This window comes from Sulfitobacter sp. M85, from assembly GCF_029285915.1.
GTDB lineage: Bacteria > Pseudomonadota > Alphaproteobacteria > Rhodobacterales > Rhodobacteraceae > Sulfitobacter > Sulfitobacter faviae.
The window spans coordinates 328,982-349,626 of the sequence record NZ_JABECQ010000001.1 but is presented as its reverse complement, the minus strand read 5'-3'; the positions used below and the strand labels follow the sequence as shown (position 1 = coordinate 349,626).

Here is a 20,645-nt window from a genome sequence, read left to right as displayed (position 1 = left end):
CAGTCGCCTTTGCCGCGCTATGGGCAGGCTATGACAGAACATGAAATCTTGCGTCTCGGCCACCACGGCGACGGCATCGCCGAAGGTCCGATCTTTGCCCCGATGACCCTGCCGGGGGAAACCGTCACCGGCGTTGTCGATGGGCAGCAGCTTCGCGATGTGCGGATCGTCACCCCCTCCGACCAGCGGGTCGCACCGCCCTGTCGCCATTTCAAATCCTGCGGCGGCTGCCAGTTGCAGCATGCCACGGATGATTTCGTGGCGGCTTGGAAGGTCGATGTGGTGCGCAACGCGCTTTCGGCTCATGGGGTAGAGGCAGAATTTCGCCCCATCCAAACCTCCCCCGCGCAATCGCGCCGTCGGGCGACCTTTGCCGCGCGGCGGACGAAAAAGGGCGCTATGGCGGGCTTTCATGGCCGCGCCTCTGACGTGCTGATCGAGGTGCCGGGCTGTCAGTTGGTCGATCCCGCCTTGCTGCCGGGGCTGAAGGTCGCCGAAGAACTGGCGCTGATCGGCACCAGCCGAAAGGCCGAATTGGCCGTCACGGTAACACTTTCGGAAGAGGGGCTGGACGTCTCTGTCGCCAATGGCAAACCGCTCGACGGGCCGCTGCGCCAGCAATTGGCACAGGCTTGTGAGGCTCTATCTCTGGCTCGGCTGACATGGGATGGCGAGGTAATTGCGATGCGCGCGCCGCCAGCGCAGCGCTTTGGCGATGCGCCGGTCACGCCGCCGCCGGGCGCCTTCTTGCAGGCCACCCGCCATGGCGAAGCAGCTTTGCTGGAGGCGGTCGGAGACGCCGTGGGCGAGGCGGAGGTCGTGGCCGATCTTTTCGCGGGCTGCGGCACCTTTGCCCTGCCCTTGGCGCAGCAGGCGCGGGTGCACGCAGTGGAAGGCGATGCCGAGATGATCGCCGCGCTGGAAGGAGGCTGGCGTCGGGCCAAGGGGGCAAAACCGCTCACCGCCGAGGCACGCGATCTGTTTCGCCGACCGCTCCTTCCGGATGAACTGGACAAGATCGATGCCGTGGTGCTCGACCCGCCCCGCGCGGGGGCCGAAGCGCAGGTGGCCGAGATCATCCGCGCCGAGGTGCCGCGCGTGGCCTATGTCTCCTGCAATCCGGTGAGCTTTGCCCGCGATGTGCAGAACATGGTCGCGGCAGGCTATCGGCTGGACTGGGTACAGGTGGTCGACCAGTTCCGCTGGTCGTCCCATGTGGAACTCGCTGCCTGTCTGACCCTGCCTGAAAGCTGAGCCACGGCCCCATATGACGCCGCGGATCACCGCTTTTTGAGTGAAATTAATCCCTCTCTATGGTAACGCGGATAAAAAGGGCCGGAATGGCCGGGGCGTTGAGGGCACAGTGATGAAACGCAGGACGATGATACTTGGCGGCACCGCTATGGTGGCGCTTGGCGCGTGCAGTAGCAGTAAGTTCAAACGCTACACCGGTCCCGAAGTGACCTATGTGGTTGTGAACAAAAGCCAACGCCGCATGATGCTGTTGCACCATAACCGCGTGCTCGAAGATTACCGGATCAAACTGGGCTTCGCTCCGGTGGGCCACAAAGCCTTTGAGGGGGATGGCCGCACGCCCGAAGGGCTGTATCGAATCGACCGTCGCAACCCGAACAGTCGTTTCCATCTTTCTGTCGGGATCGATTACCCGAACGCGCGCGATATCGAAAACGCCCGCGCCATGGGCAAAAGCCCGGGGGGCGATATCTTTATCCACGGGCAGAAAGACCCGCGGAAGAAAGAAAAGCACGATTGGACTTGGGGCTGTATCGCGGTCACCAACAAGGAAATCGAAGATGTCTACGCGATGGTGCGTGACGGCACGCCGATCCTGATCACGCCCTAAGGGCCGCTTGATACGACACCGGCCCCCGCAGGGGCCGGATCGGTCGGTTAATTAGACAAAGATCAGTTGCCGACGACCAGCGTCCACCAGATCTTGCCGCCGTTTTCCTGATGCCATGCGAAACCCATCTGGCGGCCATCGGGGGCCATCAGAATGCGGCGCGTGTCGGGCTGTTCCATCCACGCGGCGAGGGTCTCAAGCTCGGTCTCATAGGTTTCCGAGATCACCTCGCCGACCAGACCGCCGGTATAGCCCACGCGCTGGATGCGATCGATGGGCGAGGACCCGTCAGAGCCGAAATGCCAGGGGCGGTTTTGCACCGCCATATCGCGCGAATGGGTGGCGGCCGCGGCGTTCAGCTTGGCATCCAGCGCCAGCGGCGTCACCCCGGCAGAGCTGCGCAGCGCATTGACGGAGTCGAGCATGCGGAATTGGATCGTACCCGCGTCGGAGCGGCTGATACGGTAGGTGCCGCCGGCTTTGCCGCCGGTCGTGCTGGACGGGGTACAGGCAGATAGCGCAACCGTCAGCGCCAGTAGAATGGACAGGATACGGATCATATGAGCGCTCCACGCAATGAAGTTTTTTCTGCCTTACATCGGGGCGCGTTGCAGTTCAAACGCACATAGGCATGACTCTGCCGTGCGGCCCCGGTTTCAATTGAAACTGCGTCTTTCGAGCCATATAACTGGCAATAATTAGCATAATTTCAGTTTTGGAGACGCTCCATGTCCGCTCACCGTTTTTCGATCAAGAGCCGCCGTGGCTTCCTTGCTGGCAGCGCCGCGATGCTTGCCACACCCGCTCTGGCGCAAAGCACCTCTTCCTTCAACTCCACCGCCACGACCGAGACAGAGCGTGACCTGACCGAAGCGGTCAAACGCAATGTCTCGAGTTTCCGGATGCTGGATTGGCGCCCCTATTTCAGCAACACGCGCAACGGCGCGGTGCTGGTCGATATCGACAGCCGGGCGGTGCACTACTGGTCCGAGGACCAGAGCGTTTACAAGCTCTACCCCTCATCGGTTCCGCTGACCGAAGACCTCACACGCCGTGGCCGGACCCGTGTCATCAAAAAGGTCGAGGGGCCAAGCTGGCGTCCCACGCCGTCGATGCTCAAGCGCAATCCCGAATGGCCGCCCTACGTCGGCCCCGGTCCGGACAACCCACTGGGCACCCATGCGCTGTACCTCAGCTGGACCTACTATCGTATCCACGGAACCCACGACACACGAAAAATTGGACGTAAGTCTTCCAATGGTTGCATCGGGCTCTATAACGAACATATCGCCGAACTTTTTGCCCTGACAAAGGTTGGCACGCAGGTGTTGCTTATTTGACGACATCCCCCTGATTCCTTGATGCAATAGCTGATTCCGGGTTTGCAAACTTTTGCCGATACTGTTTAGAACAGGATTACGAGGTAAGTCTTGGGTGCGTGTATGTATATGATACAGCACGCCTATTCTGGAGGTTATGTTATGAAGAAACTCGTTCTCGCCGCTGCTCTGTCCGCTGCTGCATCGACTGCTTTTGCTGGTTCGCTGGCCGAGCCGATCGTCGAAGCACCGGTCATCGTGGAAGAAACAACAGGTTCGTCCTCGGGCATCCTGGTTCCCCTGATCCTGCTGGCCCTGGTTGCCGCAGCTGTTGCTTCCGACTAATCGGAACTGACGATCAAACGGAAAAGGCGGTGCAATGCACCGCCTTTTTTGTTTTCTGCGCGTGGTTCTGAAAAAGGGGCCGCCGCAGCGACCCAAGGCGGGCTTAGTCCAGCCAGCCGCCCAAGTTCTCGGTGATGATCGTGGTCAGCGTTTCGATATGCGCCGCATCGTCGTTCAGGCAGGGAATATAGGTGAAATCCTCGCCGCCTGCCTCTTCAAAGCTTTCCTTGATCTCTTCGTTGATCTCTTCCAGCGTTTCGATGCAATCGGCTGAGAATGCAGGCGCGCAGACGGCGATGCTTTTCTTGCCTGCCTTGGCCTGACGCGCGACCTCTTCAACCGTATAGGGCTGCAGCCATTCCTCGGGGCCGAACTGTGACTGGAAGGTCGTGATGATCTCGCTGTCCTGCCAGCCCAGACGTTCCTTCAGCAGGCGCGTCGTTTTCTGACATTGGCAGTGGTAGGGGTCACCCTCCATCAGATAGCGCTGCGGCAGACCGTGGTAGGAGCAGACCAGCAGATCGGGCTTCTTGTCCTTCGCGGCATAGGCCCGTTCGACCGATTGCGCCAGCGCTTCGATATAGTCAGGCCGGTCGAAATAGGGGGCCACGGTGCGCGAAGCGGGTTGCCATTTTTCCTTCGCCAGAGCGGCAAAGAAAGCGTCATTCGCCGTTGCCGTGGTCGCCCCGGCATATTGCGGATAAAGCGGGAAAAACAAGATCTTCTGGCATCCGGCGGCGACCATCGCCTCGACCTTGGAGCGGGTCGACGGGTTGCCATAGCGCATGGCGTAATCGACCATCACGTCGGCCCCGTATCGTGCTTTGAGCGCCGCTTTGATTTTGGCGGTTTGCGATTTGGTGATCGTCGCCAGCGGGCTTTCGTTCTCTGCCTCGTTCCAGATGGATTTATAGGCCGCGCCGCTGGCAAAGGGGCGTTTGGTGAGGATCACCGTCTGCAACAGCGGTTGCCATTTCCACGGGCTGTAGTCGATCACCCGGCGGTCCGAGAGGAACTCGCTCAGGTAGCGGCGCATCGACCAATAGTCATAGCCGTCCGGCGTGCCAAGGTTGGCGAGCAAAACGCCAACTTTGGGACGCGGGACTTTGGGGTGATCGGTGGGGCCGTGTTCGGGTTGGGTGGCGTCGGCTTGGGCGGATTGGGGCTGGGCTGCCTGCATGGGGGTTTCCTCGCACATGTGATCCGCGCAGAGATAGCCGCTTTGCCGATTGGGTCAATCGGGGAGGGGTTCCTCGCGACTATTCAGCGCATCTGCCAGCCGTTGCTGCGCTGATCCAGGGCGCAAAGGTTTCTGCTGGCTTTCGTCCGGTGCCCAACCGGCAAGGAAGATCATGTCGAAAGTCGCCATGATCCGGCCCGAGGCGGCGGTGAAATGCGTGGCGTAAAGCTCGGCCGCGCGTATCAGCACGGCGCGGCCCGTGGGGCGGCGCAGACGGGCTTGCAGGGCGTTGGTCTCTCCCATTTCGCGCAGGTCGCGCATCAGGGCCCATGCGTCATCATATTCCACGGTCAGCGGTTGGCTATCGGCCACGGGCAGGGCCAGCCCCGCGCGTTGCAACAGCGCGCCGAGATCGCGCAGTTCCCCCATCGGGGCGATGCGGGGCGACAGGCCGCCAGTCACTTCGGCTTCGGCCTGACCAAGGCAGGCGCGCAGCTCATGCAGGGTTTGCCCGCCAAGCGCCACGGCCTGTAACAGCCCGTCAGGACGCAGCGCGCGGCGACATTGGATCAACTGGCCAATGGGGTCATTCGCCCAATGCAGCCCCATGGCGTGGATCACTAGATCATGCGCCTGCGGTTCGAGCGCCAGCACCTCGGCCTCGGCGACGATCTTGGCCTTGGGGAACGCCTCTGCCCAGACTGGGGGGAAGGCGGTCACGATGGCCGGTGCGGTAAACGTTTTCTTAACCAAACTCAGCCGATCCTGAACCTCTTCGGCGGCTGCCTGTTGCAGGAACATGCCCCGTGTCGTCGCGCGGGCGCGGTGCTGGGCGAGGGCCTTGGGGTCGGTCAGGGTGGGCTGTGCTGTCATGGGGAACACATAGAATGCCGCCACGGGGACTTCAAACAGCAGTGTCGCTTATCTACCCGCCGCGTTGTCTGGGCTGCGGGGGGCTTGTCGATGCGGATTTTGGCCTCTGCGGCGCTTGCTGGCGCGACACAGCCTTCCTCGGCGGGACGGTTTGCGATGCCTGCGGTGCGCCCTTGCCGGGGGGCGGGGATGTGGGCTCACCCCATTGTGATGCCTGTCTCGCGATGCCGCGCCCATGGGCGCAGGGACGCACGGCACTGCTCTACCGCGATATGGGGCGCAGGCTGGTTCTGGCGCTCAAGCATGGCGACCGGCAAGAGATCGCCCGCCCCGCGGCCCGCTGGATGGCGCAGGCGGCGCAGGGCATCCTGCCGCAAGAGGCGCTGATCGCGCCGGTGCCGCTGCATTGGCTACGCTTGCTAAAACGGCGTTACAATCAATCGGCTCTGCTGGCCAAGGCGCTGTCGGCGGAAACCGGGCACCGCTGGTGTCCCGATCTGTTGCAGCGGGTCCGGCATACGCCCTCGTTGGAGGGTTTGGGCCGTGCAGCCCGGTATCGGGTGTTGGAACAGGCGATCCGCGTGCATCCGCGACGGCGGCACCGTATCATCATGCGACCGGTGATTTTGGTGGACGATGTCTTTACCTCCGGCGCCACATTGACCGCCTGCACGCAGGCCTGTCTGGCCGCCGGGTCCGGCCCTGTTTTCGTGCTGGCACTGGCGCGCGTGGCCAAAGAGACCTAGATCACTGTGCAACGTTAACTGTTCAAAGGGTGATCCTATGCAACCTGTCGAAATCTACACGTCGCCGCTCTGCGGTTTTTGCCATTCCGCCAAACGCCTGCTGACCCAAAAGGGCGCGGCCTTTGACGAAATCGACGTGCTGTCGGAGCCTGAGCGCAAGAAAGAGATGATCCAGCGCGCCGGCGGTGCCCGCACCGTGCCGCAGATTTTCATCGGCGATGTGCATGTCGGTGGATGCGATGAGCTTTATGCGCTGGACCGTGCCGGCAAGTTGGATGCATTGCTGAGCGACAGATGAAAATCGCGCTGCTGCAACTCAACGTCTCGGATGACCCCGCCGCCAATCTGATCGAGACCCGCGCCCTGCTGCGCGAGGCGGTGGCGGGCGGGGCCGAGTTTGTCCTGACCCCCGAGGTGACGAATTGCGTCAGCACCAGCCGCAGCCACCAGCAGGCCGTGCTGGCCTATGAGGAAGACGATGTCACCCTTGCCGCTCTGCGCGAAGAGGCGGCAAAGGCGGGCATCTGGCTGCTGATCGGCTCGCTCGGTCTGAAAACGCGCGGGGGGGACGGGCGCTTTGCCAACCGGTCTTTCCTGATTTCCCCACAGGGAGAGATCGTCGCGCGCTATGACAAAATCCATATGTTTGATGTGGATATCAACGAAACCGAAAGCTACCGCGAGTCCGCAGGCTACCGCCCCGGCGACAAGGCCGTGGTGGCCGAGACGCCGTTTGGCAAGATCGGCATGTCGATCTGCTATGACATGCGTTTTCCGGCGCTTTATCAGTCATTGGCCGAGGCCGGTGCGCGTATCTTGACCATGCCAGCGGCCTTCTCTCCGGTCACCGGGGCCGCGCATTGGCACAGTCTGCTGCGGGCGCGGGCGATCGAGAATGGCTGTTATGTGCTGGCCCCGGCCCAGACGGGCACCCATGCCAGCGCCGCGCATAAGACCCGCGACACCTATGGGCATTCTATGGTCGTGGCCCCCTGGGGGGAGGTGGTGTTGGATGCCGGGACAGCCCCCGGCGTTTACTTTTGTGACATGGACATGGAAGAATGTGACAAGGCCCGCGCCAAAGTGCCCAGCCTTGCCAACCGCCGCCCCTTTGCCGCGCCCTGACCGGACCGAAAATGACTGACGATAAAAACACCCTTGCGATCATGTTGTTCGGAGAATTGCTGGCCGCCGACCAATCGGTGCGCAGTCGCCTGACACGGGTATTGCCACGGGGGATGGAGATCTCGCATTTCTCGGTGCTGAACTCGCTTTCATGGCACGGCGGCGAACGCTCGCCCGCGCAACTGGCCGAGACCTTCAACGTCACGCGTGGGGCGATGACCAACACGCTGAGCAAGCTCGAATGGGCCGGTTACGTTCATATCCGCCCCGATTGGGACGACGCGCGGCGCAAGATGGTCGCGATCAGCCCCGCCGGGCGGCAGGCGCGGGATGCGGCGGTGAATGCGATCACGCCGATGATCTCGAACGTGGTGGGGGAGCTTGGCGAAGAACAGGTTCGCGCCACGCTCCCGATCCTGCGCGCGCTCAGGCGTCAGTTGAGCCAGGGTTGAGGCTGGCTGTAACGTAGTTCACGCTCAAATCCCGATCCGACACGCGCCACGACCATGCAACGGGGTTAAAGACGAAACCCTTGCGGTCCACCGGCTCCAGCCCGGCGCGGCTCAAAAGATCGTAAAGCTCGTCCGGGGTGATGAACTTGTTCCAGTCATGGGTGCCCTTTGGCAGCCAGCGCATCACATGCTCGGCCCCGACAATTGCCATCATAAAAGACTTCGGGTTGCGGTTCAGGGTCGAACAGATGTGCAGCCCGCCGGGTTTCAGCAGGCGGCGGCAAGCGATCAGATAGTCGATGGGAGAGGCGACATGTTCGACCACCTCCATGTTCAGCACCACATCGAATTTCTCACCTGCCTCGGCCATGTCTTCGGCGGTGGTGTGGCGGTAGTCGATCTCTAGCCCCGATTGCTGCGCGTGGATCTGCGCCACGGGGATGTTGCCCGCCGCCGCATCCGCGCCCACCACATCGGCCCCAAGCCGCGCCATCGGTTCGGACAGCAACCCGCCGCCGCAGCCGATGTCGAGGATCCGCAGGCCTTTGAACGGCGTCTCGGCCTTCAAATCGCGGTCAAACTCCCCCGCGATCTGGCTGGTGATATAGTCCAACCGGCAGGGGTTCAGCATGTGCAGCGGCTTGAACTTGCCGTTCAGATCCCACCATTCGGCGGCCATCGCTTCGAATTTGGCGATCTCGGCGGGGTCGATGGTTGATTGATCCGCTTGCATTCTGATCTCCCTGTGCTCTTTTGGGTTCAATGACTATATAGGGCGGCAATGGACAAGTATCCCGACCAAAAACGCGGCGCGCCGCATCTTTATCCGCCGGTTGAGCCTTTCGACCAGCGGATGCTGTCCGTAGGGCAAGGGCATCAGGTCTATGTCGAGCAATGTGGCAACCCCGATGGCATCCCCGTTGTCGTGCTGCATGGCGGCCCCGGAGGCGGTTGCAGCCCGGCGATGCGGCGGTATTTCGACCCTAAGGTCTACCGTGTGGTGCTGTTCGATCAGCGCGGCTGCGGGCGTTCCACTCCGCATGCCTCGGTCACGGACAACACGACATGGCATTTGGTCGCCGATATCGAGCTGATTCGCACCACGCTCGGCATCGACAAATGGATGGTTTTCGGGGGGTCTTGGGGGGCGACGCTGTCGCTAATCTACGCTCAAGCGCACCCAGAGGCCGTGCGCCATCTGATCCTGCGCGGCGTGTTCCTGATGACGCAGGCCGAGCTTGATTGGTTCTACGGCGGTGGCGCCGGGCGGTTCTGGCCCGAACTTTGGGCGCGGTTCGTGAACCTGATCCCCGAAGACGAGCGTGACGATCTGATCGCGGCCTATCACCGGCGGCTGTTCTCGGGCGATTTGCGGGTCGAGCAGGACTATGGCCGCGCATGGGCCGCTTGGGAGAACGCGCTGGCCTCGGTGCATTCCGATGGGGTGTCGCATGGCGGGCCATCGGCCTATGCGCGGGCCTTTTCGCGGTTGGAGAACCATTATTTCACCAACAATGGCTTTTTGGAGTTCGACGGTCAGATCCTCGAACATATGGGGCGGATCGCGCATATCCCGGGGGTCATCGTGCAGGGGCGCTATGACATGATCTGCCCGCCTGCGGGGGCCTATGCGCTGGCGGAACGTTGGCCCAATGCCGACCTGCGGATGATCCGGGATGCGGGCCATGCCCTGTCGGAGCCGGGGATCAGTTCCGAATTGGTGCGCACGATGGATAGGATCGGACAGCGATGAGTGGGCGCAACTCTCTGCTGGATCGCCGGGCGCTTTTCACCACCGGTGCGGCGGCGGCCCTGCTGGCCGCGACAGGTGCTAGCGCGGGGGAGCCGCCCCGGCGCGGGGGCCGTCTGCGGCTGGCGCTTTCAGGTGCCACGCGAGAGGATACTTGGGTCCATGGCGATGGGCTCTTCATGCAGGTCGCGCGGCAGGGGATGATCTTTGACACGCTGACCGAAGTCACCAGCAATGGCATCCTCAAGGGTGAGTTGGCGACCGGTTGGCAGGCCAGCGATGGCGCCCGGCAGTGGCAGTTCGACCTGCGCCCCGATGTGCGTTTTCACGATGGCAGCCCCCTGACCGCCCGCGATGTGGTGGCCAGTCTGCGCGGTCTTCTGGCCGGGGCCGAGGTCGCCGTTCAGGACGATCTGCAAGTGCAGGTCACATTGGCGGCGGCGAATCCCGACCTGCCGCTCCTGCTGGCGCAATCGCGCTATGTGATCCGCCCCGCCCATGCGCCCGAGGCCGGGATTGGCACCGGGCTTTACCGTCTGCGGCGCTTTTCCGCCGGACGTCAGGTTTTGGCCGAACGGGTAGAGATGCATTACAAGGACGGCACCGCCGGGTGGTTCGATACGGTCGAACTGGTGTCGCTCCCCGCCCGTGAGGTGCGGGCGCAGGCGCTGAGCGAAGGGCTTGTTGATGCAGCGGATTTACCGGCGCGGCCCCGTTACCGCGACCGGGGGGATGTGACCCTTCAGGCTGATAGCGCAGGCGGGGTCAGCGCATTGTCGGGCGATCTGCGCCAGCCGCCGAACCCCGGACGCCAAGCGCCGATGGACAACCTGCGCGCGCCCGAGCGGTGGTGGTTCGGCTGAGAGGGGTTGCAGTTTCGCCGCATTCGGCCTATATCCCCTTCAACAGCGGCGCTTTCGGGTCCACACCGAAGGCTCCACCGAATTCGTGAACGGGCCGCGCGCCCGTTTTTTTGTGCCCAGTGAAAATGGATGTCTCATGTCGAATGACCTGATCGCCAAAGCCGCCATCGACCGCCGCCTGGCCGAGATCATCACCCCGGTGATCGAGGACATGGGCTTTGAACTGGTGCGCGTGCGCCTGATGTCGGGCAAGTCCACCACCCTGCAAGTCATGGCCGACCGGCCCGAGGGTGGGATCGAAGTGGATGAATGCGCCAAGATCTCGCAGGCCATCGGCGCCGTGCTGGATGTCGAAGATCCGATCTTGGATGAGTATTCGCTCGAAGTGTCGAGCCCCGGCATCGACCGACCGCTGACGCGGCTCAAGGATTTCGACGCTTTCGAAGGCTATGAGGCCAAGATCGAGACGACCGAACTGATTGACGGCCGCCGCCGCTTTAAGGGTGAGCTGGCAGGCGTCGAGGGTGGCGAAGTGCTGATCAATGTCGAAGAAGGCACCATCGGATTGCAGTTCGACTGGCTCAGCGATGCCAAACTGGTGCTGACCGACGACCTGATCAAGGAAATGCTCCGCCAGCGCAAAGCGTCTGGTGCGATCGACGAAACCGATTTTGATGATATCGAGACTGAAGAGTCTGCTGAGGGAGACACCTAATGGCCATTACATCTGCAAACCAGCTTGAGCTGTTGCAAACCGCCGAGGCGGTGGCGCGCGAGAAGATGATCGACCCCGGTCTGGTCGTCGAAGCGATGGAGGAATCCCTCGCCCGTGCCGCCAAGTCCCGCTATGGCGCCGAGATGGACATCCGGGTCGACATCGACCGCAAGACCGGCAAGGCCACCTTCACCCGCGTCCGCACCGTGGTCGAGGATGATGAGCTTGAGAACTATCAGGCCGAGTTCACCGTAGAGCAGGCCAAGCAGTACATGGCCGACCCCAAGGTTGGCGACACTTTTGTCGAGGAAGTACCTCCGGTTGAAATGGGCCGCATCGCGGCGCAGTCGGCCAAGCAGGTGATCTTGCAAAAGGTCCGCGAAGCTGAGCGTGACCGCCAGTACGAAGAATTCAAAGACCGCGCCGGGACCATCATCAACGGTCTGGTCAAGCGCGAGGAATATGGCAATGTCATCGTCGACGTGGGTGCCGGCGAGGCGATCCTGCGCCGGAACGAGAAGATTGGCCGCGAAAGCTATCGCCCGAACGACCGCATCCGCGTCTATATCAAAGACGTGCGCCGCGAGCAGCGCGGCCCGCAGATTTTCCTGAGCCGCACCGCGCCTGAGTTCATGGCCGAGTTGTTCAAGATGGAAGTGCCGGAGATCTACGACGGCATCATCGAGATCAAAGCGGTTGCCCGCGACCCCGGTTCGCGCGCCAAGATCGCCGTGATCTCGCATGACGGTTCCATCGACCCCGTCGGTGCCTGCGTCGGTATGCGCGGCAGCCGCGTGCAGGCCGTCGTGAACGAGCTTCAGGGCGAGAAGATCGACATCATTCCGTGGAACGAAGACCAGCCCACCTTCCTTGTGAACGCGCTGCAGCCTGCGGAAGTGTCGAAAGTGGTTCTGGACGAAGAAGCCGGTAAGATCGAAGTCGTCGTGCCCGAAGAGCAACTGTCGCTCGCCATTGGCCGCCGTGGTCAGAACGTGCGTCTTGCCAGCCAGTTGACCGGTCTCGACATCGACATCATGACCGAAGAGCAGGAAAGCCAGCGCCGTCAGGCCGAGTTCGAACTGCGCACCAAGCTGTTCATGGACAACCTCGATCTCGACGAATTCTTCGCCCAGCTTCTGGTCTCCGAAGGTTTCACCAACCTCGAAGAAGTGGCCTATGTCGAAGTCGACGAGCTGCTGGTCATCGACGGTGTGGACGAAGACACGGCGGGTGAGTTGCAGGCCCGCGCCCGTGACGTGCTCGAAGCGCAGAACAAAGCGGCGCTTGATAACGCCCGCGCATTGGGTGTCGAAGACAGCCTGGTTGAATTTGAGGGGCTGACCCCCCAAATGATAGAAGCGCTGGCCAAGGACGACGTCAAAACGCTGGAAGATTTCGCCACCTGTGCCGATTGGGAACTGGCTGGCGGCTGGACCACGGTCAACGGCGAGCGTGTTAAAGACGACGGCGCGCTTGAGCCCTTCGATGTTAGCCTCGAAGATGCGCAGGCCATGATCATGACCGCCCGCGTCATGCTGGGCTGGGTCGACCCGACCGAGCTTGAGGACGATGCGGAAGAAGACGACGTAGAAACAGACGGCGAAACCGCCGAGGAGGCCGAGGCCTAAGCGGGCCTCGGGGGTTGCACATGGGACGCGGTGGCGCCTCGAATGACCGCTCAGACGGTGCGGAACGCAAGTGCATCGCCACGGGCGAGGTGCAGCCGAAACATGGGTTGATCCGTTTCGTGGTCGGCCCGGACAATCAGGTTTACCCGGATATTCTGGGTAAACTGCCGGGTCGGGGCATCTATGTCGCGGCGGATCGTGCGGCGCTGGAATTGGCCATCAAGAAAAAGGCTTTTTCCCGCTCGGCGAAACAGCCGGTCACCCTGCCCGACGGGCTGGTCGACGAGGTCGAGCAGCAGTTGGCCCGCCGGGTGGTCGAGCTGATCTCGCTACAGCGCAAGGCGGGCAAGGCGGTCGCCGGTTACGAAAAGGTCAAGGGTTGGTTGCAAACCGAAGAGGCCGAAGTATTGATACAGGCCGTAGACGGGTCAGGGCGCGGTAAGTCCAAGCTGAGCACCCCACACTATGGTCATTACATCGGTTGGTTGACAGCCGATGAATTGGGTTTGGCATTCGGTCGCCAAACTGTGATACATGGGGCGCTCGCCTCTGGTGGACTCACGCAACGTGTTGTAGAGGAAGCCGGTAGACTTAAAGGCGTGCGCGTAAACGAGGGTGGCAACGGCCATCCGAAAGGATAGACGAGCTTCATGAGCGATAGTGACGGCAAGAAAACATTGGGTCTGCGCGGTGGCGCACGTCCGGGGAACGTAAAGCAAAGCTTTAGCCACGGGCGTACCAAAAACGTTGTGGTCGAAACCAAGCGCAAGCGTGTTGTGGTGCCCAAACCGGGTGGCCAGAAATCAACAGGTCCGGGCGCCGGGCCGATTGGCGATCCCAAGAAGCGCCCCGCAGGCATCACCGATGCCGAGATGGAGCGCCGTCTGAAGGCCGTTCAGGCCGCCAAGGCCCGTGAGGCCGAGGAAGCCGCGCAGCGTGAAGCCGAGGAAAAAGCCCGCGCCGAAGAGCGTGAGCGTCGCCGGGCCGAGATTGAGGCCAAGGAACGCGAAGAGCGTGAGCGCGAAGAAAGCCTTAAAGCCAAGGCCGAGGAAGACGCCCGTCGCAAGGCAGAGGCCGAAGCGGCTGCTGCTGCCCCCGCGCCTGAACCTGCCGCTGCACGCGAGCCGGGCAACAAACCTGCGCCCGCCGCGACACCGCGCAAAACCACCGACCGTGACCGTGACGACAGCAAGAAGCGCAGTAAAGGTGGCGACAGCCGCCGCGCGGGCAAGCTGACCGTCAATCAGGCGCTTGCCGGTGGCGAAGGTGGCCGTCAGCGTTCCATGGCGCAAATGAAACGCAAGCAGGAACGTGCCCGTCAAAAGGCAATGGGTGGTCAGGTCGAGCGTGAAAAGATCGTGCGCGACGTGCAACTGCCGCCCGCCATCGTGGTCTCAGAACTTGCCAACCGTATGGCCGAGAAGACCGGCGCGGTGGTCAAGGCGCTGATGCAAAACGGCCTGATGGTGACCCAGAACGAAACCATTGATGCCGATACAGCCGAGCTGATCATCGAGGAATTCGGCCACAAAGTGGTGCGCGTTTCCGACGCCGACGTCGAAGATGTCATCAAAGAGGTCGAGGACGATCCGAAGGATCTGCAATCGCGTCCCCCGGTCATCACGATCATGGGCCACGTCGACCACGGCAAAACCTCGCTTCTGGACGCGATCCGCAACGCCAAGGTTGTGGCGGGCGAAGCCGGTGGCATCACCCAGCACATCGGCGCCTATCAGGTGAAAACCGACAACGGCACCGTGCTGTCCTTCCTCGACACGCCGGGTCACGCGGCCTTCACCTCCATGCGTTCGCGCGGGGCTCAGGTCACGGATATCGTGGTTCTGGTGGTCGCGGCGGATGACGCCGTGATGCCGCAGACGATCGAAGCGATTGCCCATGCGAAGGCGGCCAAGGTGCCGATGATCGTGGCGATCAACAAGATCGACAAACCCGCCGCCAATGCCGACAAGGTCCGTACCGATCTGCTTCAGCACGAAGTCATCGTCGAGAAGATGTCGGGCGATGTGCAAGACGTCGAAGTTTCGGCAGCGACAGGCCAAGGTCTGGACGATCTGCTCGAAGCCATCGCGCTGCAGTCGGAAATCCTCGAACTCAAGGCGAACCCGAACCGGGCCGCCGTGGGTGCGGTGATCGAAGCGCAGCTTGACGTGGGCCGCGGCCCTGTGGCGACTGTGCTGGTTCAGAACGGCACGCTGCGTCAGGGCGATATCTTCGTCGTGGGTGAGCAGTACGGTAAGGTTCGTGCGCTGATCAACGACCAAGGCGAGCGCGTCAAAGAAGCCGGGCCTTCGGTGCCGGTTGAGGTGCTGGGCATCAACGGCACGCCCGAGGCCGGTGACGTGCTGAACGTGACTGAGACCGAAGCGCAGGCCCGTGAGATTGCCGAGTATCGTGCGCAGGCCGCCAAGGACAAACGCGCCGCTGCCGGTGCCGCCACGACGCTGGAACAGCTGATGGCCAACGCCAAGGCGGACGAGAACGTCAGCGAGCTGCCGATCTTGGTCAAAGCCGACGTGCAAGGTTCTGCCGAAGCGATCGTTCAGGCGATGGAGAAAATCGGCAACGACGAAGTCCGCGTTCGGGTTCTACACTCCGGTGTGGGCGCGATCACCGAAACGGATGTCGGCCTTGCCGAAGCCTCCGGCGCGCCGATCATGGGCTTCAACGTGCGTGCCAATGCCTCGGCCCGCAACACGGCCAACCAGAAAGGCGTTGAGATCCGTTACTATTCGGTCATCTATGACCTTGTGGATGACGTCAAAGCGGCTGCAAGCGGCCTGCTGAGTGCCGAGATCAAAGAGAACTTCATTGGCTATGCCAATATCAAAGAAGTTTTCAAGGTTACCGGTGTGGGCAAAGTCGCAGGCTGTCTGGTCACCGAGGGCGTCGCCCGCCGCAGCGCCGGTGTGCGTCTGCTGCGCGACAACGTCGTGATCCACGAAGGCACGCTGAAAACGCTCAAGCGCTTCAAAGACGAAGTGCCCGAGGTTCAGTCCGGTCAGGAATGCGGCATGGCATTCGAGAACTACGAAGACATCCGCCCCGGCGATGTGATCGAGATTTTCGAGCGCGAAGAAGTGACCCGCACCTTGGCCTAAGCCGAGTGCTTACAAGACGAATTCCCCAGAGGCCCGGTCGAATTGCCGGGCCTCTGCTTTTGTGAAGGCCTTTTTGCTGTCGTCGAAACTGATCCGCGCCAGATTGACGTGCAGAGGCGAAATATCGATTAGGTTGAAGTCATTCGGCTCCCCCCGCTGGCGCGAAGACAGGCTGGTGCCCGCGTGCAGTTGGATTGCCAGATGACCGTCATGCTCAGGCGCTGGATGGGCAAAGGTGCCTGCGTGCCAGATGTGCAGATGCCCCGAGAGGATCAAGTCGGCGCCGCAGTCCAAGAGCCGTCTCAGCGCGCGTTTCGCGCCGGGAATGGGCTTTTTGTGAGTCTCGTTGGGGTGATCCAGCGGATGGTGGCAAACGGCGATGCGCAGGGTCTTTTCCCCCCCGCGTGACAGGGCGCGGCAGGCGCGGCCCAAACGGCGCAGGCCCAGTTTGCCGGTCTGCCATTTGAACCGGTCGACGGTGTTGATCCCCACGGCGACAAAATCCGCCCCCTCATGCACCGGCGTAAGGTCGTGATCGATCCAACGCCGGTAATAGCGCCACGGGGCGAAAAACCGGGTAAAGGGGCGGTGCAGCGGAATATCGTGATTGCCCGGCACGCTCAGCACCGGTGCGTTGATCCTGTCGATAAAGGCCCGCGCGGCGCGATATTCCTTTTCCCGCGCCCGTTGGGTCAGGTCGCCCGAGATGATCACTAGATCGGGGTCATAGCCATTCACCGCCTCTAGGAGCGGCACCAATAGGTCGGGGCGGTCTTTGCCGAAGTGCAGGTCGGATAGATGGATCAAACGGCTCATCGCACGGCCTTTCCAGCCGTGGAGGGCACAAAGATATGGATGGGCGAACTGGCGTGGGTGAGCCGATACGGGCCGCGCATCACCGCAATCTCCCCGTCCCGCGCGACATAGCGTTTGCGCTGCTTCATGCGTATCTCAATCTCGGACCCGCAGAGCATTTCATAGTCCGTGTGGTGTTTCGCGCGACCTGTCGCCAACGCCACCGCATGGCGCAGCAGGCCGAAACGATAGGTGTCAGGGGCGACCAGCAGCACCATATCGCCGCGCGCGATGCAGTCCTGCCCATCAAGCCCCATTTGATCCAGTTGAAACGCGTTGTTCACCGCGAAAACGAGCGGGGTGCGCAGCTGGGTCTCTTTCCCGTCGACCACGATGGTCAGTTTGAGCGAGGTGCGGAAATCCATCAAGGCTTTGATCACCGACCAATAGGCGGCGATCCGGCTGCGTCCCCAACGGCGGTAGATGCCTTCGCGGGTTTTGAGGATGGCGGGATAAGCCCCGATGCTGGCGTTGTTCAAAAAGGTCTCACCGTTGATCGTCGCCACATGCACCGGGCGGCTGTCGCCAGCGGCGATGACGTCGACCGCCTCTTCAAGGTTCTCTGGAATGCCCATCGACCGCGCGAAATAGTTGAAGGTGCCTTGCGGGATGATGCCGAGCGGACGGTCGTGGTCAACCATCGCCGAGGACGCGCCCGAGATTGTGCCATCCCCGCCCGCGACGGCGATGATCCCCTCGCCGCTAGACAGCGCCTCCCGCGCGGCGCTGGCAGGGTCGTTGCGTTTGTCGATGTGAATGAATTCCGCCGTGATCCCATGCCGCGCAAAGGCGGATCGGATCGTGTTTTCGGCTTGGTCACCGTCTTGACGGCCTGAACCGCGGTTCAGAATGACGATAGCGCGCTTCGATGACATAAGTTCCCCTGCCAAATGCTCGGGGAAAACGCGGTGGAACGCCTATTTGTTCACCTCAATAGGCGTTCCGATGGGATTTTCAAACAGGCTTGCCTTCGAAAATCTTCCCGTCGACCTGAACGGCCATGCGACCGCCAGCCAACATTTTTACAAAGATACCCTGAACGTAAATGGAACTTCCGATTGCGATGGTTCTCAACATGTCGGCACCCTTTCATACAGATGTTACAACTCTGCCTCAGGATGGTGCGCATTCGGTTAAAAAATCCGCAACATGCTGAGCGATTGGCGATCACTAGTGCAATTCTGCCACTCTGCGCTAGAGCCAATCACGCAATATTGATATGAGCGGCACGTCTGCCTCGGGCATCGGATAGGCGCGCATTTCGTTCGGGCGCACCCATTTCAGGGTCTGCCCCTCGCGCGAAACCGGTGTGCCGCCCCATTTGCGGCAGGCAAACAGCGGCATCAGAAGGTGGAAATCACTGTAGCTGTGGCTGGCAAAGGTCAGCGGGGCAAGACAGGATTCCCATGTCTCGATCCCCAGTTCCTCATGCAACTCGCGGATCAGCGCCGCCTCTGGCGTCTCTCCGGGTTCGATCTTGCCGCCCGGAAACTCCCAAAGGCCCGCCATCGGCTTGCCTTCGGGGCGTTGGGTCAAAAGCACGCGGCCATCGATATCGATCAAGGCCGCGGCGGAAACCAGCACTGTCTTCATCTGGTCAGGACCGATAATCGGCGTTGATGTCGATATAGCCGTGGGTCAGGTCACAGGTCCATACGGTGCACTGCCCCTCGCCAAGGCCCAGATCGACCCCGATGGTGATGTTCTGACCCTTCATATGCGCGGCGGCATCCTCTTCGGAGTAGTCGGGGCTGCGCCACCCGTCGCGCGCGACTTCGATATCGCCGAAACGGATCGACAGACGGTCACGGTCCGCTGCGGCCCCGGATTTCCCGATGGCCATGACGACGCGGCCCCAGTTGGGGTCTTCGCCCGCGATGGCGGTTTTGATCAGGGGGGAGTTGGCGATGGCCATGGCGTGGATTTTGGCTTCGTCATCGTTGGAGGCACCGGTTACGGCCACTTCGACGAATTTCTGCGCGCCTTCGCCGTCTTTGACGACCTGATGCGCGAGGTCCATCATCACGTCCCGCAGCGCCGCGTCGAAGGCTTCATTGCCCGATACATCGACACCGGAGGCGCCTGTTGCGGCCATGATCAGCGCATCGGAGGTGGAGGTGTCGCTGTCCACTGTGATGCAGTTGAACGTCGTTTCGGTATGGGTCGAAAGGCGTTGCTGCAATTCGTCGGTCGCGAGTACCGCATCGGTAAAGATATAGACCAGCATGGTCGCCATATCGGGCGCGATCATGCCCGAGCCTTTGGCGATCCCTGCGATAGAGACGGTCTTGCCGTCAATCTCGACCGTCGCGCTGGCCCCTTTCGGGAAGGTATCCGTCGTCATGATGGCCCGTGCGGCGTCTTCGATGCCCGCAGGGTCAAGTTGATCGTACAAATCGCCCAGCACGGCAGTGATGCGTTCATGCGGCAGGGGTTCGCCGATGACACCCGTGGAGGAGGTGAAGACCCGAGCTTGCGGCACGCCGCAGGCTTCGGCAGCAGCGGCGGTGATCGCCTCGACCGCGTCGGTGCCGCCCCGCCCGGTAAAGGCATTGGCGTTGCCCGAGTTCACGACAATGGCTGCGCCTTCGTCCGAGGCGCCGCCAATTTTTGCCTGGCAGTCCAGCACCGGGGCCGCGCGGGTGGCGGAACGTGTGAACGCCCCCGCCACGGCGCTGCCCGGCACCAGTTTCGCCAACATCACATCGGTGCGCCCTTGATAGCGCACGCCCGCGGCGATGGTGGCGAAAGTCACGCCGTCGATAACCGGCAGGTCGGGAAAACGGGCCGGGGCGAGCGGCGAGACAGCCAGGGATTTAGCCATGAGTTAGTTCAGCCATTCGATGTTGTTGAGAACGGAAGGGTCGATGCCTTCGGCCGCGCTGCGGTCCACCTCGGCGGAGTTGGTCAGGCTTTCGATGGCCTCTTGCACCTTGGTCTGGCGGATTTGGGTTTCCAGCTCTTCACGCACGTCTTCCAGTGCGGGGGCTTCGGCGGTGCGCGTCTCGTTCAGTTTGATGACATGCCAGCCGAACTGGGTTTCCACCGGTTCCGACACGCTGCCGGCTTCCATGCCAGCGACGGCCTCTTCAAAGGCAGGAACCATCATGCCGGGGCCGAACCACCCCAAGGAGCCGCCACCGGGGCCGGAGGGACCGGTCGATTTCTCTTTGGCAAGCTCGGCAAAGTCCGCGCCACCGTCAAGTTCTGCCTTGATCGCGTCGGCTTCTTCCTTGGTTTCAACAAGGATATGCGAGGCGTTGAACTCGGGCTCAGGCTCTGCGTCGCTGTATTGCGCGTCATAGGCCGCTTGCAGCTCTTCGTCGCTGACCGGCTCTGCCATGACGCCTTCGATCGCCTCACCGGCGGTAAGCGAGCGGGTCTCATTCTCGAGCGACAGGGTCACGCGCGGCGGCAGTTCGCCGGTAAAGCTGTCGGCGAGGGCCGTCTGTTGCACAAGCTGGTCCAGAAGACCTTTGAACAGCACGTCCTCGGGCAGTTGTTGGTACTGCTGGGGCAGGCTCGCGCGGGCGACGATCATATGCCCGAGCGTGATTTCAGTGTCGTTGACGGTGGCAACAACCGTGTCGAGACCCGGTTCGTCCTGGGCGGCCACAGGCAGCGCCACAGCGGCGGCAAGCGCCAAAGACGACAGAAATGTGAGGGGTTTTTGCATGGTTGGGTCCAATCGCTTCCTTCGTAGCAGGGCTGCTACATTGACAGTGTATGGCACGCCCCTTACATCGCCTTATGGCGCTGAGAGGCGCGGGCTCATCCACTATCTATGGGCTGCCATGGCGCTCGGCAACCA

24 protein-coding genes are annotated in these 20,645 nt (G+C 62.0%); 14 read left to right on the top strand and 10 right to left on the bottom strand.

The genetic code is table 11. The annotated features are described in order from the left end of the window. Window positions 1–30 precede the first annotated feature (30 nt). Window positions 31–1,254 (top strand): class I SAM-dependent RNA methyltransferase, encoded by a 1,224-nt coding sequence (locus HKX24_RS01790; protein WP_271692655.1) that lies wholly within the window; start codon window positions 31–33, stop codon window positions 1,252–1,254. A gap of 112 nt (window positions 1,255–1,366) precedes the next feature. Next, window positions 1,367–1,864, top strand: a complete 498-nt coding sequence (locus tag HKX24_RS01785; protein WP_168612924.1) for a L,D-transpeptidase family protein — start codon at window positions 1,367–1,369, stop codon at window positions 1,862–1,864. A 62-nt stretch (window positions 1,865–1,926) separates the two neighbouring features. Here HKX24_RS01785 and HKX24_RS01780 read toward each other — a convergent pair whose 3' ends face one another. Continuing rightward, complete coding sequence (locus HKX24_RS01780) at window positions 1,927–2,424, bottom strand: CAP domain-containing protein (protein ID WP_168612925.1); 498 nt, start codon at window positions 2,422–2,424, stop codon at window positions 1,927–1,929. 168 nt (window positions 2,425–2,592) lie between these two features. Between HKX24_RS01780 and HKX24_RS01775 the strand changes: the two genes are divergently transcribed. Continuing rightward, on the top strand, window positions 2,593–3,204 hold the full coding sequence (locus tag HKX24_RS01775) for a L,D-transpeptidase (RefSeq protein WP_271692654.1): 612 nt from the start codon (window positions 2,593–2,595) through the stop codon (window positions 3,202–3,204). Window positions 3,205–3,345: 141 nt separating this feature from the next. Next, window positions 3,346–3,528 (top strand): hypothetical protein, encoded by a 183-nt coding sequence (locus HKX24_RS01770; RefSeq protein ID WP_067261136.1) that lies wholly within the window; start codon window positions 3,346–3,348, stop codon window positions 3,526–3,528. 103 nt (window positions 3,529–3,631) lie between these two features. Here the strand turns inward: HKX24_RS01770 and hemH are convergent, their stop codons facing one another. Together hemH and HKX24_RS01760 are read right to left on the bottom strand one after the other, a co-directional pair. After that, window positions 3,632–4,708 (bottom strand): ferrochelatase, encoded by a 1,077-nt coding sequence (gene hemH / locus HKX24_RS01765; protein WP_271692653.1) that lies wholly within the window; start codon window positions 4,706–4,708, stop codon window positions 3,632–3,634. 54 nt (window positions 4,709–4,762) lie between these two features. Then, window positions 4,763–5,581: a methyltransferase domain-containing protein gene (locus HKX24_RS01760; RefSeq protein ID WP_271692652.1), complete on the bottom strand. Its 819-nt coding sequence runs from the start codon at window positions 5,579–5,581 to the stop codon at window positions 4,763–4,765. Window positions 5,582–5,595: 14 nt separating this feature from the next. Here HKX24_RS01760 and HKX24_RS01755 point away from each other — a divergent pair, with 14 nt between their 5' ends. Genes HKX24_RS01755 through HKX24_RS01740 form a run of 4 tightly spaced genes read left to right on the top strand, consistent with a single transcriptional unit; the run spans window position 5,596 to window position 7,904 of the window. Beyond that, window positions 5,596–6,327 carry a ComF family protein gene (locus HKX24_RS01755; protein WP_271692651.1) on the top strand — a complete coding sequence of 244 codons (732 nt, stop codon included), beginning with the start codon at window positions 5,596–5,598 and terminating at the stop codon, window positions 6,325–6,327. Window positions 6,328–6,364: 37 nt separating this feature from the next. Continuing rightward, window positions 6,365–6,625 (top strand): glutaredoxin 3, encoded by a 261-nt coding sequence (gene grxC / locus HKX24_RS01750; RefSeq protein ID WP_271692650.1) that lies wholly within the window; start codon window positions 6,365–6,367, stop codon window positions 6,623–6,625. After that, a complete protein-coding gene (locus HKX24_RS01745) occupies window positions 6,622–7,452 on the top strand; it encodes a carbon-nitrogen hydrolase family protein (RefSeq protein WP_271692649.1) in 831 nt (276 codons plus the stop codon). The genes grxC and HKX24_RS01745 overlap by 4 nt, the downstream gene beginning before the upstream one ends. An 11-nt stretch (window positions 7,453–7,463) precedes the next feature. Continuing rightward, window positions 7,464–7,904: a MarR family winged helix-turn-helix transcriptional regulator gene (locus HKX24_RS01740; RefSeq protein ID WP_067265366.1), complete on the top strand. Its 441-nt coding sequence runs from the start codon at window positions 7,464–7,466 to the stop codon at window positions 7,902–7,904. Here the strand turns inward: HKX24_RS01740 and ubiG are convergent. Next, on the bottom strand, window positions 7,879–8,637 hold the full coding sequence (gene ubiG / locus HKX24_RS01735) for a bifunctional 2-polyprenyl-6-hydroxyphenol methylase/3-demethylubiquinol 3-O-methyltransferase UbiG (RefSeq protein WP_271692648.1): 759 nt from the start codon (window positions 8,635–8,637) through the stop codon (window positions 7,879–7,881). The two genes, HKX24_RS01740 and ubiG, sit on opposite strands and share 26 nt — an antisense overlap. A gap of 48 nt (window positions 8,638–8,685) precedes the next feature. Between ubiG and pip the strand changes: the two genes are divergently transcribed. From pip to infB, 6 genes are all read left to right on the top strand, one after another. Continuing rightward, window positions 8,686–9,657 (top strand): prolyl aminopeptidase, encoded by a 972-nt coding sequence (gene pip / locus HKX24_RS01730; protein ID WP_271692647.1) that lies wholly within the window; start codon window positions 8,686–8,688, stop codon window positions 9,655–9,657. Then, window positions 9,654–10,517: an ABC transporter substrate-binding protein gene (locus HKX24_RS01725; RefSeq protein WP_271692646.1), complete on the top strand. Its 864-nt coding sequence runs from the start codon at window positions 9,654–9,656 to the stop codon at window positions 10,515–10,517. The genes pip and HKX24_RS01725 overlap by 4 nt, the downstream gene beginning before the upstream one ends. A gap of 136 nt (window positions 10,518–10,653) precedes the next feature. After that, window positions 10,654–11,232, top strand: coding sequence for a ribosome maturation factor RimP (gene rimP / locus HKX24_RS01720; RefSeq protein WP_067265355.1), 579 nt, complete (start codon window positions 10,654–10,656; stop codon window positions 11,230–11,232). Further along, the gene (gene nusA, locus HKX24_RS01715; RefSeq protein ID WP_067265353.1) at window positions 11,232–12,860 is read left to right on the top strand and encodes a transcription termination factor NusA; all 1,629 of its coding nucleotides are present in this window, start codon (window positions 11,232–11,234) and stop codon (window positions 12,858–12,860) included. The genes rimP and nusA overlap by 1 nt, the downstream gene beginning before the upstream one ends. Window positions 12,861–12,880: 20 nt before the next feature. Beyond that, window positions 12,881–13,501: an RNA-binding protein gene (locus tag HKX24_RS01710; protein ID WP_271688604.1), complete on the top strand. Its 621-nt coding sequence runs from the start codon at window positions 12,881–12,883 to the stop codon at window positions 13,499–13,501. 9 nt (window positions 13,502–13,510) lie between these two features. Continuing rightward, window positions 13,511–15,979, top strand: a complete 2,469-nt coding sequence (gene infB / locus HKX24_RS01705) for a translation initiation factor IF-2 (RefSeq protein WP_271692644.1) — start codon at window positions 13,511–13,513, stop codon at window positions 15,977–15,979. A gap of 9 nt (window positions 15,980–15,988) precedes the next feature. Here infB and HKX24_RS01700 read toward each other — a convergent pair whose 3' ends face one another. From HKX24_RS01700 to HKX24_RS01675, 6 genes are all read right to left on the bottom strand, one after another. Then, window positions 15,989–16,795, bottom strand: a complete 807-nt coding sequence (locus tag HKX24_RS01700) for a metallophosphoesterase (RefSeq protein ID WP_271692643.1) — start codon at window positions 16,793–16,795, stop codon at window positions 15,989–15,991. Continuing rightward, complete coding sequence (locus tag HKX24_RS01695) at window positions 16,792–17,709, bottom strand: diacylglycerol kinase family protein (RefSeq protein WP_271692642.1); 918 nt, start codon at window positions 17,707–17,709, stop codon at window positions 16,792–16,794. Before HKX24_RS01695 ends, HKX24_RS01700 begins: the two co-directional genes overlap by 4 nt. Before the next feature lie 79 nt (window positions 17,710–17,788). Then, window positions 17,789–17,911, bottom strand: coding sequence for a hypothetical protein (locus tag HKX24_RS01690; RefSeq protein ID WP_271688600.1), 123 nt, complete (start codon window positions 17,909–17,911; stop codon window positions 17,789–17,791). A 117-nt stretch (window positions 17,912–18,028) separates the two neighbouring features. Beyond that, a complete protein-coding gene (gene mutT / locus HKX24_RS01685; protein ID WP_067264286.1) occupies window positions 18,029–18,427 on the bottom strand; it encodes an 8-oxo-dGTP diphosphatase MutT in 399 nt (132 codons plus the stop codon). A gap of 4 nt (window positions 18,428–18,431) precedes the next feature. After that, window positions 18,432–19,658, bottom strand: a complete 1,227-nt coding sequence (gene argJ, locus HKX24_RS01680) for a bifunctional glutamate N-acetyltransferase/amino-acid acetyltransferase ArgJ (RefSeq protein WP_271692641.1) — start codon at window positions 19,656–19,658, stop codon at window positions 18,432–18,434. A 3-nt stretch (window positions 19,659–19,661) separates the two neighbouring features. After that, the gene (locus tag HKX24_RS01675; protein WP_271692640.1) at window positions 19,662–20,510 is read right to left on the bottom strand and encodes a peptidylprolyl isomerase; all 849 of its coding nucleotides are present in this window, start codon (window positions 20,508–20,510) and stop codon (window positions 19,662–19,664) included. Window positions 20,511–20,645: the final 135 nt, after the last annotated feature.

Bases quoted from the DNA above. Each gene is read 5' to 3' on its own strand.
- argJ (WP_271692641.1), bottom strand. From the start codon at position 19,658: ATGGCTAAATCCCTGGCTGTCTCGCCGCTCGCCCCGGCCCGTTTTCCC.
- HKX24_RS01745 (WP_271692649.1), top strand. From the start codon at position 6,622: ATGAAAATCGCGCTGCTGCAACTCAACGTCTCGGATGACCCCGCCGCC.
- HKX24_RS01700 (WP_271692643.1), bottom strand. From the start codon at position 16,795: ATGAGCCGTTTGATCCATCTATCCGACCTGCACTTCGGCAAAGACCGC.
- grxC (WP_271692650.1), top strand. From the start codon at position 6,365: ATGCAACCTGTCGAAATCTACACGTCGCCGCTCTGCGGTTTTTGCCAT.
- ubiG (WP_271692648.1), bottom strand. From the start codon at position 8,637: ATGCAAGCGGATCAATCAACCATCGACCCCGCCGAGATCGCCAAATTC.
- HKX24_RS01690 (WP_271688600.1), bottom strand. From the start codon at position 17,911: ATGTTGAGAACCATCGCAATCGGAAGTTCCATTTACGTTCAGGGTATC.
- HKX24_RS01710 (WP_271688604.1), top strand. From the start codon at position 12,881: ATGGGACGCGGTGGCGCCTCGAATGACCGCTCAGACGGTGCGGAACGC.
- HKX24_RS01725 (WP_271692646.1), top strand. From the start codon at position 9,654: ATGAGTGGGCGCAACTCTCTGCTGGATCGCCGGGCGCTTTTCACCACC.
- mutT (WP_067264286.1), bottom strand. From the start codon at position 18,427: ATGAAGACAGTGCTGGTTTCCGCCGCGGCCTTGATCGATATCGATGGC.
- rimP (WP_067265355.1), top strand. From the start codon at position 10,654: ATGTCGAATGACCTGATCGCCAAAGCCGCCATCGACCGCCGCCTGGCC.
- HKX24_RS01775 (WP_271692654.1), top strand. From the start codon at position 2,593: ATGTCCGCTCACCGTTTTTCGATCAAGAGCCGCCGTGGCTTCCTTGCT.
- pip (WP_271692647.1), top strand. From the start codon at position 8,686: ATGGACAAGTATCCCGACCAAAAACGCGGCGCGCCGCATCTTTATCCG.
- nusA (WP_067265353.1), top strand. From the start codon at position 11,232: ATGGCCATTACATCTGCAAACCAGCTTGAGCTGTTGCAAACCGCCGAG.
- HKX24_RS01760 (WP_271692652.1), bottom strand. From the start codon at position 5,581: ATGACAGCACAGCCCACCCTGACCGACCCCAAGGCCCTCGCCCAGCAC.
- HKX24_RS01790 (WP_271692655.1), top strand. From the start codon at position 31: ATGACAGAACATGAAATCTTGCGTCTCGGCCACCACGGCGACGGCATC.
- HKX24_RS01695 (WP_271692642.1), bottom strand. From the start codon at position 17,709: ATGTCATCGAAGCGCGCTATCGTCATTCTGAACCGCGGTTCAGGCCGT.
- HKX24_RS01780 (WP_168612925.1), bottom strand. From the start codon at position 2,424: ATGATCCGTATCCTGTCCATTCTACTGGCGCTGACGGTTGCGCTATCT.
- HKX24_RS01770 (WP_067261136.1), top strand. From the start codon at position 3,346: ATGAAGAAACTCGTTCTCGCCGCTGCTCTGTCCGCTGCTGCATCGACT.
- HKX24_RS01755 (WP_271692651.1), top strand. From the start codon at position 5,596: ATGCCGCCACGGGGACTTCAAACAGCAGTGTCGCTTATCTACCCGCCG.
- HKX24_RS01740 (WP_067265366.1), top strand. From the start codon at position 7,464: ATGACTGACGATAAAAACACCCTTGCGATCATGTTGTTCGGAGAATTG.
- HKX24_RS01675 (WP_271692640.1), bottom strand. From the start codon at position 20,510: ATGCAAAAACCCCTCACATTTCTGTCGTCTTTGGCGCTTGCCGCCGCT.
- hemH (WP_271692653.1), bottom strand. From the start codon at position 4,708: ATGCAGGCAGCCCAGCCCCAATCCGCCCAAGCCGACGCCACCCAACCC.
- infB (WP_271692644.1), top strand. From the start codon at position 13,511: ATGAGCGATAGTGACGGCAAGAAAACATTGGGTCTGCGCGGTGGCGCA.
- HKX24_RS01785 (WP_168612924.1), top strand. From the start codon at position 1,367: ATGAAACGCAGGACGATGATACTTGGCGGCACCGCTATGGTGGCGCTT.